This window comes from Micromonospora sp. KC606 (assembly GCF_004348675.1).
In the GTDB taxonomy this organism is placed as follows: domain Bacteria; phylum Actinomycetota; class Actinomycetes; order Mycobacteriales; family Micromonosporaceae; genus Micromonospora.
Genome location: NZ_SMKN01000011.1, coordinates 41,623 through 56,539, shown reverse-complemented (window position 1 = coordinate 56,539; position 14,917 = coordinate 41,623). Strand labels below are relative to the sequence as shown.

The 14,917-nt window shown below is 71.8% G+C and carries 13 protein-coding genes and 1 tRNA gene; 11 read left to right on the top strand and 3 right to left on the bottom strand.

Features of this window, described 5'->3' with window-relative positions; translation table 11 throughout:
• Positions 1 to 36 precede the first annotated feature (36 nt).
• Positions 37 to 1,101: a glutathione S-transferase C-terminal domain-containing protein gene (locus E1193_RS04700; protein ID WP_132180585.1), complete on the bottom strand. Its 1,065-nt coding sequence runs from the start codon at positions 1,099 to 1,101 to the stop codon at positions 37 to 39.
• Positions 1,102 to 1,165: 64 nt separating this feature from the next.
• A complete protein-coding gene (locus E1193_RS04695) occupies positions 1,166 to 1,741 on the bottom strand; it encodes a Uma2 family endonuclease (protein WP_132180583.1) in 576 nt (191 codons plus the stop codon).
• A 96-nt stretch (positions 1,742 to 1,837) separates the two neighbouring features.
• Between E1193_RS04695 and E1193_RS04690 the strand changes: the two genes are divergently transcribed.
• The 9 genes from E1193_RS04690 to E1193_RS04650 all read left to right on the top strand — a co-directional run bounded on the left by E1193_RS04690 (position 1,838) and on the right by E1193_RS04650 (position 12,700).
• Positions 1,838 to 2,425: an NADH-quinone oxidoreductase subunit I gene (locus E1193_RS04690; RefSeq protein WP_132180581.1), complete on the top strand. Its 588-nt coding sequence runs from the start codon at positions 1,838 to 1,840 to the stop codon at positions 2,423 to 2,425.
• On the top strand, positions 2,425 to 2,988 hold the full coding sequence (locus tag E1193_RS04685) for an NADH-quinone oxidoreductase subunit J (RefSeq protein ID WP_243707281.1): 564 nt from the start codon (positions 2,425 to 2,427) through the stop codon (positions 2,986 to 2,988). Before E1193_RS04690 ends, E1193_RS04685 begins: the two co-directional genes overlap by 1 nt.
• On the top strand, positions 2,985 to 3,374 hold the full coding sequence (gene nuoK, locus E1193_RS04680; RefSeq protein WP_243707280.1) for an NADH-quinone oxidoreductase subunit NuoK: 390 nt from the start codon (positions 2,985 to 2,987) through the stop codon (positions 3,372 to 3,374). Before E1193_RS04685 ends, nuoK begins: the two co-directional genes overlap by 4 nt.
• Positions 3,371 to 5,302: an NADH-quinone oxidoreductase subunit L gene (locus E1193_RS04675; protein ID WP_132180579.1), complete on the top strand. Its 1,932-nt coding sequence runs from the start codon at positions 3,371 to 3,373 to the stop codon at positions 5,300 to 5,302. Before nuoK ends, E1193_RS04675 begins: the two co-directional genes overlap by 4 nt.
• 160 nt (positions 5,303 to 5,462) lie before the next feature.
• Entirely contained in the window at positions 5,463 to 6,965 is a 1,503-nt protein-coding gene (locus tag E1193_RS04670; protein ID WP_132180577.1) for an NADH-quinone oxidoreductase subunit M, read from the top strand.
• Between the two features lie 235 nt (positions 6,966 to 7,200).
• Positions 7,201 to 8,661, top strand: coding sequence for a proton-conducting transporter membrane subunit (locus E1193_RS04665; protein WP_132180575.1), 1,461 nt, complete (start codon positions 7,201 to 7,203; stop codon positions 8,659 to 8,661).
• 157 nt (positions 8,662 to 8,818) lie between these two features.
• On the top strand, positions 8,819 to 9,697 hold the full coding sequence (htpX, locus tag E1193_RS04660; RefSeq protein ID WP_132180573.1) for a zinc metalloprotease HtpX: 879 nt from the start codon (positions 8,819 to 8,821) through the stop codon (positions 9,695 to 9,697).
• Between the two features lie 156 nt (positions 9,698 to 9,853).
• Positions 9,854 to 11,116, top strand: a complete 1,263-nt coding sequence (locus E1193_RS04655; RefSeq protein WP_132180571.1) for an MFS transporter — start codon at positions 9,854 to 9,856, stop codon at positions 11,114 to 11,116.
• A 1,083-nt stretch (positions 11,117 to 12,199) separates the two neighbouring features.
• Complete coding sequence (locus tag E1193_RS04650; RefSeq protein WP_132180569.1) at positions 12,200 to 12,700, top strand: hypothetical protein; 501 nt, start codon at positions 12,200 to 12,202, stop codon at positions 12,698 to 12,700.
• 115 nt (positions 12,701 to 12,815) lie between these two features.
• Here E1193_RS04650 and E1193_RS04645 read toward each other — a convergent pair whose 3' ends face one another.
• Complete coding sequence (locus tag E1193_RS04645) at positions 12,816 to 13,310, bottom strand: YajQ family cyclic di-GMP-binding protein (RefSeq protein WP_132180567.1); 495 nt, start codon at positions 13,308 to 13,310, stop codon at positions 12,816 to 12,818.
• Positions 13,311 to 13,456: 146 nt separating this feature from the next.
• Between E1193_RS04645 and E1193_RS04640 the strand changes: the two genes are divergently transcribed.
• Positions 13,457 to 13,540 (top strand) — tRNA-Tyr (locus E1193_RS04640).
• 237 nt (positions 13,541 to 13,777) lie between these two features.
• Entirely contained in the window at positions 13,778 to 14,599 is an 822-nt protein-coding gene (locus tag E1193_RS04635) for an AAC(3) family N-acetyltransferase (protein WP_132180564.1), read from the top strand.
• Positions 14,600 to 14,917: the final 318 nt, after the last annotated feature.

Genomic DNA, 14,917 nt, shown 5'->3' with positions numbered 1-14,917 from the left:
CCCCGACACGGCGCAATCAGAGTGGATCATGGAAGGTCAGCGCAGCGGAGTGCTGGCGGGGGCGACCCGTTCGGCGGGCGGCGGCGGAGGCGGCGGGGTGCCGTCGCCGAAGGGCCGCCCGCCCAGTTCCGCCCGGTGGTGCGGAACGAGCCAGTTCGACAGGTCGGGGCCGGCCGGCACCACGCCGGTCGGGTTGATGTCCCGGTGCACCTCGTAGTAGTGCCGCTTGATGTGGTCGAAGTCGATGGTGTCCCCGAAGCCGGGGGTGGTGAACAGGTCCCGCGCGTACGCCCACAGCACCGGCATCTCGGACAGCTTCTGCCGGTTGCACTTGAAGTGGCCGTGGTAGACCGCATCGAAGCGGACCAGGGTGGTGAACAGCCGCACGTCCGCCTCGGTGACGGTGTCGCCGACCAGGTACCGCTGCCCGGACAACCGCTCGGTCAGCCAGTCCAGCCGGTCGAAGAGCCGGTGGTACGCCTGCTCGTACGCCTCCTGCGAGCCGGCGAAGCCGCACCGGTAGACGCCGTTGTTGACGTCGGCGAACACCACGGCGTTGACCTCGTCGATCTCGTCGCGCAGGTGTTCGGGGTAGAGCCGCGGTGCCCCCTCGCGGTGGTACGCCGTCCACTCGGTCGACAGGTCCAGGCTCATCTGCGCGTAGTCGTTGGTGACCACCTGCCCCGTCGGCACGTCCACCAGCGCCGGCACGGTGACGCCCCGCTCGTAGCCGGGGAACCGCGCGAAGTATGCCTCCTGGAGGCGCTCGATGCCCAGCACCGGGTCGCGCCCGTCCGGGTCCAGGTCGAACGTCCAGCTCCGGGCGTCGTGGGTCGGGCCGGCAACCGCCATCGAGATGGTGTCCGCCAACCCCAGCAGCCGCCGGACGATGATCAGCCGATTGGCCCACGGACAGGCCCGGCTGACCACCAGCCGGTACCGGCCAGGCTCCACCGGCCACCCGTCCCGGCCGTCGGCGGTGATCCGGGTGGCGACGTAGCGCTGGTCCCGGGTGAACTCGCCACCCGGCTCGACGTACTTCCCGCCTGTCGTCTCGCCCACGTCGCCCCCCCACGTTCCGACTGCACCGCTGTGACCCATCTTGGCGGACGGTGAACCAGTCGGCCCGGCGAGCGCCCGGATCACGACTCGGGCGGGCGTCCGCTCAACGACCCCGGGGCGTGATCCGGGCCAGTGGAATGTCCATCTCCCACGGCTCGGGCAGCAGGATGCCGTCGGTCATCCGCGCCTGCTCGACGTAGACCTGCTTGACCGGGTCGAGCTTGTGGGCGTGCACGACGATGCCCGCCTCGGTCTCGATCCGCCAGAAGTACGGGATGTCCGCCTCGGCGTACAGCGCGGGCTTGAGCACCCGGTCGATGCTGCGCGAGCCCTCGGAGACGATCTCGACCACCAGCAGGACCTCGTTCGGCCGATACTGCGACGGGTTGCGCACGGACGCGTCCAGCTCGGTGACCAGCAGATCGGGGATGAAGGACCGCCGTCGGGAGATCCGTACCTCGACGCCCTGGGTGACGTCGAGGTCGGCGGGGCAGGTCTCCTCCAGAGCGGCCATCAGGCGGCCGGCGATGGACTGGTGGAGTCGCGTGGGGGAGGGCGACATGAGCAGGTTTCCGTCCAGGAGCTCGGGGCGACGACGGCCGTCGTCGGGCAGGCGGTCCAGGTCGTCGGTCGTCCACTCACCCGGCGGCGGAAACTCGTCGTGCATAGCGGCGGTCATCGACGGGTCCTTTCCGGTGCGTCGTTCTCCCCGCCTGTCACCGTACCGCCGGGAAGAGCCGGGTGGTGGTCGCGCACGCCGCGGGCACAGGGCAGGATGAGCGGCATGAGCGAGCGCAGCGGTCTTCCCGGCACCGGGCTGGTGAAGGGCCTGGCGGTCACCTTGAAGACGATGACCAGCCGGTCGACCACCCAGCAGTACCCGGACGTCGCCCCCGAGCTGCCACCGCGTTCCCGGGGCGTGATCGCGCTGCTGGCGGAGAACTGCACGGTCTGCATGCTCTGCGCCCGGGAGTGCCCGGACTGGTGCATCTACATCGACTCGCACAAGGAGGAGGTGGCGGTGCCCGGCGCCGCCCGCCCCCGCCAGCGCAACGTGCTCGACCGGTTCGACATCGACTTCTCGCTCTGCATGTACTGCGGCATCTGCGTCGAGGTCTGCCCGTTCGACGCGCTCTACTGGTCACCCGAGTTCGAGTACGCCGAGTACGACATCAAGGACCTGCTGCACGACAAGGACCACCTCGGCCAGTGGATGGGCAGCGTCCCGCCGCCGCCCGCGCACGACCGCAACGGCGAGCCGGCCAAGGAGGAGGCCACCGCCGCGCGGAAGGCCGCGGCCCCCACCAGCTCCGCCGTGGCACGCCCCGGGCCCGGCCCCGCCGCTGACGGGAGTGCCACCTGATGACCGGGGCGGACGTGCTGCTGCTCGCCCTCGGCGCGGTGGCGGTCGGTGCCGGGGTGCTCGTGGTCGCCACGAAGCACCTGGTCCGGGCCGGCCTGTACCTGGTGCTATGCCTGGGCGCGCTGGCCGGCGACTACCTGGTACTCACCGCCGAACTGGTGGCCTGGGTGCAGGTGCTGATCTACGTCGGCGCGGTGGTGGTGCTGCTGCTGTTCGCGGTGATGCTGACCCGCGCCCCGATCGGCGCCTCCGACGACCTGGACCGGCCCGGTTGGCCGGCCGCCCTGATCGGTGGGGGTTCCGGGTTGGGGCTGGCCGTGCTGCTGGTGGACGCGTACCGCTGGTCCCGGGTGGAGTTGCCCGCCGCCGGCACCGCCGAGCGCCTCGGCGAGCAGGTCTTCCGCGCCTGGGTGCTGCCGTTCGAGGTGCTGTCGGTGTTGCTGCTGGCCGCCCTGGTGGGGGCGATCGTGCTCTCCCGTCCCGAGATCGGCCGCCGCCCCGACGCCGCGACGCCCGCCGGCCCGGTCGCGGGTGCCGCCGTCGACGAGGGCGGTCGCGGGTGAGGCCGGTCATCCCGTACCTCACCGCCGCGTTCCTGTTCGGCCTCGGCGTGTACGGCGTGCTGCGCCGGCGCAACGCCGTGCTGGTGCTGATGGCGGTCGAGCTGATGCTCAACGCGGTCAACCTGGTGCTGGTCACCGCCGACACCACCGCCCGGGCCGCGTTGCCGCACGGCGGGCAGGTCTTCGCGCTGTTCGTGATCGTGCTGGCCGCCGCCGAGATCGGTGTCGGGCTTGCCATCGTGCTCCAGCTCTACCGGATGCGGGCCAGTGTGGCCGTCGACGAGGTGCCGCTGGCCGAGCCGCCGGCGCCGGTCCTCGCCGGCACCGGCGCTGACCGTCCGGGCCCGGACACCGGGGCCGCCGACCGGACGGAGGGGCAACGGTGACCGGGCTGCTCGGGGTCGCGCTGCCGGCCGTACCGCTGGTCGCGGGCCTGGTCGGGCTGCTGCTGCCGCCGTCGCCGAAGGGCACGAGCACCGGGGAGGACCGGGCCCGGCGGGCAGCGATCGGCCTCGGTGTCGTCGGAGCTGCCGGTGCGTTGGTCGTCGCGCTGGCCCTGCTGGCCCGGGTCGGTGACCCGGTGGAGACCTCGACCACCTGGATCGACCTGGGTGGCCTGCGGGTCACCCTGGGCGTCCGGCTGGACGGGGTGGCCGCGCTGGTCGCGGTGGCGGTGGCGGCGGTCGCCCTGGCCGTGCAGGTGTACTCGACCGCCTACCTGCGGCGGGGCCCGCACGACGACGTCGAGATGGATCACCGTTACCCGCCGTACGCGGCGCAGATCAGCCTCTTCACCGCCGCGATGCTGTTGGTGGTGGTCGCCGGCGACCTGATTCTGCTGCTGGTCGGCTGGGAGGTGATGGGGCTCTGCTCCTACCTGCTCATCGCGCACGACCGGCGGCTGCCCGAGGCGCCGGCCGCCGCGATGAAGGCGTTCCTGGTGACCCGGGTGGGTGACGTCGGTTTCCTGCTCGGCATCGCGCTGCTCGGCGTCTCGGCGGGCAGTTTCCGGATCGCCGACGTGCTCGCCCACGACCACACCACCGGCCTGCTCACCACCGCCTGCCTGCTGTTGCTCGCCGGGGTGGCCGGCAAGAGCGCCCAGTTCCCGCTGCACACCTGGCTGCCCGACGCGATGGCCGGTCCCACTCCCATCTCCGCCCTGATCCACGCGGCCACCATGGTCGCCGCCGGGGTGTACGCGGTGACGCGGCTCTTCCCGCTGTTCGAGGCGGCCCCGGCGGCGCTGGCCGTGCTCGGCGTGCTGGGCTCGACGACCCTGCTGCTCGGCGCGCTCGCGGCCACCGCGCAGGACGACCTCAAGCGGGTGCTCGCCTGGTCGACGGTGTCCCAACTCGGCTACATGACCGGGGCCCTCGCCGTCGGGGCACCCGCCGCCGCGTTGTTCCACCTGCTCACCCACGCCGCCTTCAAGGCGCTGCTCTTCCTCGCCGCCGGCGCGGTGATCCACGCCGTGGGCACCACGCTGATGTCCCGGATGGGCGGGTTGCGCCGGGACATGCCCGTCACCTTCTGGTGCACGGTGGTCGGGCTCGGCGCGCTGGCCGGGGTGCCGCCGCTGTCCGGCTTCTGGAGCAAGGACGCCGTGCTCGCGGTCGCCCAGGCCGCCGCGCTGGACGGCACCGGGCCCGCCCCGGCCTGGGTGGGCTGGCTGGTCTGGCTGGCCGGGCTGCTCGGCGTGGTGCTCACCGCCTGGTACGCCACCCGGCTGCTGCTGCGTGCCTTCCTCGGCGAGCGCCGGCTGCCGCTGCTGCACCCGCACGACCCGCCGGCCGCGATGCGCTGGCCGGTGCTGCTGCTGGCCGTACCGGCGGCGCTGCTGGGGCTGGCCGGGTTCGTCCGGCCCTTCGCCGACCGGCTGCTCTTCCCGGTCGTGCCGGCGTTGCCACCGGGGGAGGCGCTGCTCGTGCACGTCGGGCCGGAGCTGCTGCTGCCGGCGGTGCTGCTGCTGGTCGGAGCTGCCCTGGCCTGGGCCGGCTGGCGGCGGGAGCCCGCCGCCGACCCGGCGGACGCTCTGGGTCCGCTGCGGCCGGTGTTCGCCGGTGGGTTCCGGCTCGACGACGTCCAGCACGCCCTGGTCGTACGACCGGCGACCGCGCTGGCCCGAACGGTGCGTACCGGTGACGAGGCCGGGGTGGACGGCCTGGTGGAGGGGAGCGGACGCGCGGTGCGCGGCCTCGGCGGCGCACTGGCCACGCTGCACCGGGCGGCGCTGCCCCGCGCGGCGGGCGCGGTGCTCGCCGGAGCCCTGCTGATCGGGCTGGCGGCTGTCCTGATCGGAGGGTCGCCGTGAGCGGTTTGCGAGCCCCGCAGTCGCGAACTGAGGTGGTGCCCGTGAGCGTGAGGAGTGAGCCGGGTTTGCGAGCCCCGCAGTCGCGAACTGAGGTGGTGCCCGTGAGCGTGAGGAGTGAGCCGGGTTTGCGAGCCCCGCAGTCGCGAACTGAGGTGGCACCGTGAGTCTCGGAGAGTTCCTGCTGGTCGCGGTGCTGGCGACGCCGGCGGTCGGGGCGGTGCTGGTGGCGGTGACACCCCGGGACCGGGCCGCCCGGCTGGTCGGCACGGCGGTCGCCGGGCTGACCCTGGTCGCCGCGGTGCTGCTGGTGTCCGGCGACCGCGGCTGGTCCGCCTTCGGCCCGGCGCCGGCGGTGCTGCCCTGGCACCGGCTCGACCTGCCCTGGGTGCCGGGCCTCGACCTGCGCTTCCACCTCGGCGTGGACGGTCTCTCCTGGCCGCTGGTGGTGCTGACCGCGCTGCTGACCGTGCTCTGCTGCGGCTACACGGTCTGGCGGGTGCCGGCGGGCGGCACCGGCCGGGCCCTGGTGGCGTTGTTGCTGGTGGTCGAGGTCGGCATCCTCGGCACGTTCCTCGCCCTGGACCTGGTGCTGTTCTTCGTCTTCTTCGAGGTCGTCCTGCTGCCGATGTACGCGATCATCGCCGGTTGGGGCGGCGAGGACCGGCGGCGAGCGGCCCGCAAGTTCGCCCTCTACACCCTCCTCGGCTCGGTGCTGTTGCTCGTCGGTGTCTACGTGGTGGTCGCCGAGGCCGGGACCGCCGACGTGGCCGCCCTCACCGGTGGTACGGGCCTGTCCCGGGGCACCCAACTGGCCGCGTTCACTTTGTTGGCGTTCGCGTTCGCGGTGAAGAGTCCGCTCTGGCCGCTGCATTCCTGGTTGCCCGACGCGCACACCCAGGCCCCCACCGTGGGCAGTGTCATCCTCGCCGGGGTGTTGCTGAAGATGGGCACGTACGGCCTGGTCCGGATGGCGGTCGGGGTGGCGCCGGAGGGGGCACGTTGGGCCGCCCCGGCGCTCGGCGTGCTCGCCGTCGCCGCGATCATCGTCGGTTCGCTGGTCTGCCTCGCCCAGGACGACCTGAAACGGCTCATCGCGTACTCGAGCGTCGGGCACATGGGCTTCGTGCTGCTCGGGGTGGCCACCCTGACCGCCACCGGCATCCAGGCCGCGCTGATCGGCAACATCGCGCACGGTGTGATCACCGGCCTGCTCTTCTTCCTCGCCGGGGCGATCAAGGATCGCACCGGCACCGGCGCGCTGGCGGAGCTGTCCGGGCTGCGGGAGACGGCGCCCCGGCTCGCCGGGCTGCTCGGCTTCGCTGCGGTCGCCTCGCTGGGCCTGCCCGGGCTGGCCGGCTTCTGGGGGGAGGCGTTCGCCGTGGTCGCCGCCGTCGGGCGGGGCGGTGGGCTGTGGACCACGCTGGCCGTCCTGGCCGCGATCGGCGGCGCGCTCACCGCCGCGTACTTCCTGCGGCTGTTGCGGCAGGTCACCCACGGGCGGCCCACCCCGGCGGTGGCCCGGGTCGCCCCCGGCCTGGCCGGCGCGGAGCTGGCCGCCTGGACGCCGCTGATGCTGCTGGCCCTGGCGGTGGGACTGGTGCCGGCGCTGGTGCTCGGCTTCGCCGCCGGCCCGGTGGACGCCCTGGTCGGGGTGCTGCGGTGAGCGTGAGGAGTGAGCCGGGTTTGCGAGCCCCGCAGTCGCGAGCTGGGGTGTCGCGGGTGAGCGTGAGGAGTGAGCCGGGTTTGCGAGCCCCGCAGTCGCGAGCTGGGGTGTCGCGGGTGAGCGTGAGGAGTGAGCCGGGTTTGCGAGCCCCGCAGTCGCGAGCTGGGGTGACGCGGGTGAGCGTGAGGAGGTCGGTCGCGGGCGGACCGGTGGAGGTACGGCGGAGGTGGGCGGCATGAGTCTGGTGCAGAGCGTCGACAACGTGGCGCTGCTGCCGGCGTACCTGGCGGCCGGCACCGCCGTCCTGGTGCTCCTGGCCGACCTGCTGTTGGCCCGCGCCGGCGCGACCGTGGCCGTGGCCGCCGTGGGGGCGGTCGCCACCGTGGCCGGCGCGGTGGCGGTGGGCGCGGGAGAAACCCGCCGCACCTTCTGCGTCGGGGCCGACTGCTCCTGGGTCTTCGACGGGCGGTCGGCCCTGGTCGCCGCCGTCTTCGCGCTGCTCACCCTCGGGGTGCTCGGGCTCTCCGGGCCGCTGCTGGGCAGCGGTCCGACCCCGGTGGGGGAGTACTGCTTCCTGCTCGCCTGCTCGATGACCGGCGGCGTGGTGCTCGGCGCGGCCGGTGACCTGATCACCCTGATCGTCGCGTTGGAGACCCTCACCCTCCCGTTGTACGTCCTGGTCGGGCTGCGTCGGGGCAGCCTCGCCAGCGCCGAGGCGGCGGTCACCTTCTTCGTGGTCAGCGTGGTGGCGACCACCCTCACCCTTCTCGGCGCGGCGCTGCTGTACGCGGTCACCGGTGGGCTGCACCTCGACCGGCTCGGCGCGCTCCTCGCTGACGCCCGAGACCTGCCGTTGACCACCGCAGCGGTCACGCTGGTGGTGGTCGGGCTCGCCTTCAAGGTGGCGGCGGTGCCGTTCCACGCCTGGGCCCCGGCCACCTACGACGGCGCGCCGGTGCCGGTGGCGGCGTACCTCTCCACCGCCTCGAAGCTCGGCGGGGTGGTCGCCCTGCTCGCCGTGGTGCAGCGGGCGTTGCCGGCCGACGTCACCGGCCCGGTGCTCGCCGCGCTCGCCGTGCTCACCATGACGGTCGGCAACCTGGTGGCGCTGCGCCAGCGGCGTACCGTCCGGCTGCTGGCCTGGTCGTCGGTGGCCCAGGCCGGTTACATCCTGGCGCCGCTGGGCGCGCTGGCGCTGGCCGCCGGCCGCACCGGGGACGCCCGCGCCACCGCCTTCGCGGCCGTCGTCGGGTACGCGGTCTTCTTCGTGACGTTGGAACTCGTCGCGTTCGCGGCGCTGGTGGCGTTGCGCCCGGTCGGCGCGGACGGCGGCAGCGTCGACGACCTGCGCGGCGCTGCCCGCCGGCACCCGTGGGTCGGCGCGGCGTTCGCGCTGGCGCTGACCGGTCTGGCCGGGCTGCCGCCGGGCCTGGCCGGCCTCTTCGCCAAGGTGACGGTGGTCCGCTCGGTGCTGGACGGCGGGGCGGGCTGGCTGGCCCTGGTGGTGGCGGTCAACGCGGTGGTCGGCCTCGCCTACTACCTGCGCCTCACCGCCACCCTCTACGCCTCTCCCGGCCCGGCTGCTTCGGTCCGCCAACCGGCCTGGACGGTGACGGTGACGTTGGCGCTCGCGGCCGCCTCGACCGTGGTGATCGGCTTCGCTCCCCAACTGGTCCTGGACCTCGCCGTCCGTTGACCGTGCCGGCGCGGGTTGCCGCCCTGCGCCGGGGGCGTTCAGCGGGCGCACAGCCTGCTCCAGGCAATTCCCAGTCATGAACGGGACGGTTGCGGGGTACCGGTGATGTTGTACGGGTCGGCGGGTCCCGCGCGGCCCGCGCACCGAAGGAGTGACCGTGCACCACAACCGTTTCAAGACCGCCGCGCTGCTCGGCCTGCTCACCTCGCTGATCCTGGCGGTGGGCTACTGGTTCGGCGGCAGTGGTGGCCTGGTCGTCGCCGTCGTCGCCTCGCTGCTGATGAACGGCGTCACCTACTTCTACTCCGACAAGCTCGCGCTGCGGTCGATGCGGGCGCAACCGGTCAGCGAGGCGGAATTCCCCGAGCTGTACCGGATGGTCCGGGAGTTGGCCACCGAGGCGCGGCAGCCGATGCCCCGGCTGTACGTCAGCCCGACCTCGCAACCCAACGCGTTCGCCACCGGGCGCAACCCGCAGAACGCGGCGGTCTGCGTGACCCAGGGGATCACCGAGATCCTGGACTACCGCGAGTTGCGTGGCGTGATCGGCCATGAACTGTCGCACGTCTACAACCGGGACATCCTGATCTCCAGTGTGGCCGCCGGTCTGGCCGGCATCATCACCATGCTCGCCAACATCGCCTGGTTCATCCCGTTGGGGGGCGGCGACGACGAGGACGCCCCGAACCCGGCGGTGCTGCTGCTCACGCTGATCCTCGGGCCGATCGCGGCAACCGTGATCCAGTTGGCGATCAGCCGGAGCCGGGAGTTCCAGGCCGACGCCTCCGGCGCCCAGCTCACCCGCGACCCGCTGGCCCTGGCAAGTGCCCTGAAGAAGATCCACATGGGTACGCAGGCCCGTCCGTTGCCGGCGCAGGGCCAGCTGACCAGCACCGCCCACCTGATGATCGACAACCCGTTCAAGCGGGGTGGCGGCATCGCGGCGCTCTTCTCCACCCACCCACGGATGGAGGAGCGGGTGGCCCGGCTGGAGCAGATGGCCGCCACTGGTGGACCGGTGCGGTTCCAGCGCTGACGTCCGCACGACCCGAACCCGCCCGGGACCGGTCCGCCGGTTCCGGGCGGACCAGTGTCGCGGGGATGCTCACGCCGGCCATAACCGCTTTCCGCCAGGGGTGCCCGCCGTTAGGGTCGGGAAAGCTCTCACCCATTACACCTCCGGAGGCCGACCGTGGTCGCACTGCGCCAGTATCTGGGCGTCTGGCGGATTCCCGGCGCACCGGTGCTGTTGCTCCTCGGCATCCTCGGGCGGCTCGGGATCGGCATGACGCCGCTGGCGCTACTGCTGGTGGTGGAGCAGGTGACGGGGCGATACTCGCTGGCCGCCGTCGCCGGCGGCACCTACGCACTCTCCGGCGCCGCGCTCAGCCCGGTCGCCGGGCGGATCTCCGACCGGCTCGGCCCGACCCCGGTCCTGCTGGCCACCGCCGTGGCCCACCCGCTCGCCCTGTTCGGCCTGCTGTGGGCCAGCCGCAGCGACATCGGTGACCTCGGGCTGATCTACCTCGCCGCCGGCCTGGCCGGCGCCACCTATCCGCCGTTGACCGCGGCACTTCGAGGCGCCTGGAACGACCTCACCGGCCCCGCCTCCGGTCGGTACCACCTGCGCAACACGGCTCTCGCCGCCGAGACCACGCTCTTCGAGATCGTTTTCGTGCTCGGCCCGCTGCTGGTGGCCGTTTTCGTGCTCGTCGCCAGCGCCGCGGCCGCGCTCGTCGGCGCCGCCGTGGTAACCCTGGTCGGCACCACGGCGGTGGCGCTCGGACGGGTCATGCGCGGCTGGCGGCCACACGCGCGCGAGCACCATGCCCGAGGACTCGGCCCGCTGCGGGCGGGCGGTTTCCCCGCCCTGCTGGTCTGCGTCGCGAGCCTCGGCATCGCGTTCGGGGCGGCCGGCGTGACCGTGCCGGCCTTCGCGGATGACCGGTCCATCGGCGGCGACCCGGAGAGCCTCGCCGGCCTGCTGCTGGCCGTCTGGGGCGTGGGCAGCGCCCTCGGCGGCTTCTGGTTCGGCCTGCGCAAGCCGTCAGCCGCCATGACCCGGCAGTTCGCGTGGCTGCTCGGCGCGGTCGCCAGCAGCTTCGCGGTCTTCGCGGTCATGCCCACCCCGCTGGCGCTCGGCATCGCCCTGGTGGTCGGCGGGGCCACCATCGCGCCCGCGCTCACCCTGGAGAACACCCTGGTCGGGCGAATCGCCCCGGCGAGCATGCTGAACGAGGCGTACACCTGGGTCGTCACGATGTCGGTCGCGGCGAGCGCCGTGGGCGCGGCGGTCGCGGGTCTGATCATCGACCACGGCGGCGGAGTTACCTGGGCCTTCCTGTTCGCCGGGGCGGCGGTCGCCGTCGGGGCCGGGGTCGCCGCGCTGCCAGCCGGGCCGATCGCTCGCGCAGAAGCCACCGCGGTACGCGTCGAGCAGCCGGTACCCGCCTGACAGACAGGCCGACAGGGTGTGCGGGCCGGGGTGACGGGTACCCCGGCAGGCATGTTTCTCTTCTTCTCGAACCGGATCGGCTGCCTCGGTTCGATCCTGGTCAGCGCCATCCTGACCGTGGTGCTGCTGCTGATCTTCTCGCGCTGAGCGGGCACCGCCGGCGCGCCTGCCGGCCAGCGCCGCGCCGGCCGGCAGGCGGCAGCGACACCGCCCAGCAGCGAGGCGACAGCCCGACCCACGTAGCAGCGTCGTCGACGTCGACCGCACCGCTGAGCTGACCGAACGTGACGTCCGAGTCGTCGAAGATCCGCACATCGAGCTGCACGCGACAATCCGCTGCGCCGCCCGCCAACGACCGAAGCTGGGCCAAGGTCCGTTTGACGTGTCGAGCCGAGGCGGCGGCCCGCTCTTGCTGGAGGGCGGGCCGGTGGCGTACAGGATGGCGAATCGTCTGGCAACGCGGTCGAGGCGCCGGTGCGGGTCACACGGTCCGTGTTCTGACAGGGGGGTGGACATGGAGGAGTTCCGACGGCACGCACGGTGGTGTTCCAAGGGGCTACCGCCAGGCGGCTACCGCTTGGATGTGTTCCCTGAGCATTCTGCCTTTCCGGTTTGGGAGCCGGCTGGTATGTCCTCGCCGCAGCGACTTGGGATTTCCGGGGAGCTGGCTCACAACTTGTGGGCTTGGCGCGAATGGTGGGAACGGCACAGCGAGTACGGGGGCGGCGAGGACGCGACCGTTCAAGAGCGTGAGAGCTGGCGTGAAATGGGACCGGTCCTAGCGGCACGGCTTGCGCAGGAGACCGGCGCGGACGTTGTCTGTTTGTGGCCGAACGGGCCGGAGGACAACGACCCAAATTGCCTCACTTGCAGACCTGCCAGGCGGGCGCGGTAGTCGTTGGCAGCGGCTGGGCGACTCGCTGAGTGACGACCAGCGCAAGCCGGCACGGGCGTGCATGGACGGCGGCGGATCATCCAACCAGCTCGGACGAGCTGCGGGTGCAGCTTGTCGCCACGAGACTGTTCCTTCGGGACGAAGCGATCAAGCTTGGGAGCACGCCTTCAACCACTACGCTGCCCCTCATGATCCGGGACCGAACCGCGCGCCTGCCTGCGGCCCTCCTGCTCTTCGCCATCGCCGGCTGTGGGCCCAGCGTTGGCGGTACCAACCTGGGCAGCGTGGTCCCGGCGGGGCGTGATGGTGCGGCCAATGTGACGATCGACGTCGGCACCGTGAGCGGTGAGCGTCCGGTGTACGCGGTGGCGGTCGACCGTCGGGGCCGGCACAGTCCCATGACGCAAGGATTCTTCACGGTCTCCGTCATGTGGAGCCTCAGGGGCCAAGCGCTCGACATGACCACCTGGTTGCCGGTGGTAGGGGCGACGATCCGGCTGGAGCCGGTCGGGATCGAGGTTGTCACTGGCCCTGATGGCAGCTTTCGGTTCGCCGTTGACCCGGGCCTCTATACGCTTACCGGCACTTACGCCGGCCCGCCCAGCCTCTCGGGCAGCAGTCAGCAGCTGGAGGTCGACGGTCAGGGACTGTGGTTCGACCTGTACCTGTTCCCAGAGTCCGAAAGCTGATGACCAGCACCCATCGCGGTGAGATGGGGGCCCGCTCGATGGCCCCGGCGTTCGGCGCCGGGGCCATCGTCATGCCGGCTCCGGCCGAGGATAAAACCAGGCCGGCTCAGCCTTCTTACCTGTAGTTGGTGAACTGGAGGGCGACGCCGAAGTCCTCACCCTTGAGCAGGGCGATGACGGCCTGGAGGTCGTCCTTCTTCTTGCCGGTGACCCGCAGCTGGTCGCCCTGGATCTGGGCCTGTACGCCCTTGGGGCCTTCGTCGCGGATCTTCTTGCTGATCGCCTTGGCCTTGTCGGAGTCGATGCCCTGGATCACCTTGGCGTCGATCTTGAAGATCTTCCCAGAAGAGCGGGGATCGCCAGCGTCCAGCGACTTCAGCGAGATGTTCCGCTTCACCAGCTTCTCCTTGAAGACCTCCAGGGCGGCTCGGACCCGCTCCTCGGTCTCCGCCTGGAGGCTGATCGCCTCCTCGCCCGACCAGGAGATCTCGGCGCCGGTGCCCCGGAAGTCGAACCGCGTCGCGAGCTCCTTCTCCGCCTGGCGGAGGGCGTTGTCGACCTCCTGACGGTCGACCTTGCTCACGATGTCGAACGACGGGTTCGCTGCCATGTTCATGCTCCTGCTGTCCGGCGGTCTGTGCTCGTTTGTCTCCCGCTGACCAGCGGTACGACCCTCTGACGGTACCCGGTTGCGACGGCTCCGGGGGCAGCCGCTATTCTTGTCTCCGCTGCCGCGCGAGCGCGGTGGCACGCCCTGGCGGGTTGCCCGAGCGGCCAATGGGAGCGGACTGTAAATCCGTCGCGAAAGCTACAGAGGTTCGAATCCTCTACCCGCCACCAGGCAATGGTGAGGGCCCCCTGATCTGCGGAAGCGCTGGTCGGGGGCCTTTGTCGTCCCCTGCCGTTGTTGGCCCCCTTGCTCCTGGTCGACCTACCGGTCGTATCAGGCTGGCGGGAGGGCTGGCGGCGTAGGCGAGCCTGATCAGCTGGTGCTTGCGATCGCCCGGCACCTTGAACTCGGCGCAGCCAGGTCAAAACGCGTGGTCAGGGCTCCAGGGTTCGCTTACGCTGCGCCGAATGGACCAGCCGACACCCCACACCGTTCAGTCTCTGGCGTCCGACCTGCGCACAATCGGCGTTGCTTCGGGCGACGTCCTGTTGCTGCATTCCTCGAACCGGAGTCTCGGCTTCGTTGTCGGAGGCACCCAGGCAGTCGTACAGGCGTTGCTGGATGTGCTCGGCCCCGAAGGCACCCTCGTCGTGCCGACTCACACGCCCGACAACACAGACCCGGCCGGGTGGCGACATCCGCCTGTCCCAGAGGCGTGGTGGCCGGTGATCCGCGAGCAGACTCCCGGCTTCGACAGAGCGTGTACGCCGAGCCGGTGGATGGGGGTCATCGCCGAGACGGTACGCACGTGGCCGGGCGCTCAACGCAGCGATCATCCCCAGGTTTCCTTTGCCGCGCTCGGTATGAACGCCGCGGACATCGTGGGCGGGCACCAACTCGACGACGCTTTGGGCGAGAGCTCACCGCTCGGCGCGGTGTACCGGCTCAACGGCAAGGTGCTCCTGCTCGGATGTGGTCACAGCGCCAACACATCACTACACCTGGCGGAGTGGCGGCAGGTGTCGCCACTCCGGGCAGCCACAGGCTCGTCAGTCCAACAGTCAGACGGTACGAGCGGGTGGACCACGTGGGTTGACGTGGTCGCTGATGAGAGCGACTTCGACCGGCTGGGCGCCGCTTTCGAGGCCACCGGAGCCGCAGTAACCAGTCAAGTGGGCGGTGCGAGAGCCTGCCTGATGTCCCAGCCTGTGCTGGTCGACTTCGCCACTGCCTGGATGGCCGCCCACCGCCGCCTAGAGGGCAGCGCGGGCAAGGAAGCCCTTGCCTGACGGTCAGGGGTCGGTGCTCGCATCCTCGGCGTACGACAAGGACTGATCTTTCCGGCTGTGGGTCCGTGTGGTCTCGGGGCGGCGTGTCGATGGCGAACCATCGCGGGGATGCCGTTTCGCGGTCCGGGGGCGGGCGGCTGATGCCGGCGGCGGACTGAGCCCGCCGCCGGAGGAGGGCTGGACCGGGGTCGGGGTAGCTGGTCTGCCGGCCTGACCCGGGGTGGCGGGAGGAGGTATGGTGGTCGATGTGTCGGCGGGTGGTGATCAGGTGGCGCTGCGCACACTCGTCCTTCCGCGAGGCGAGTCGTGTCGCTATGC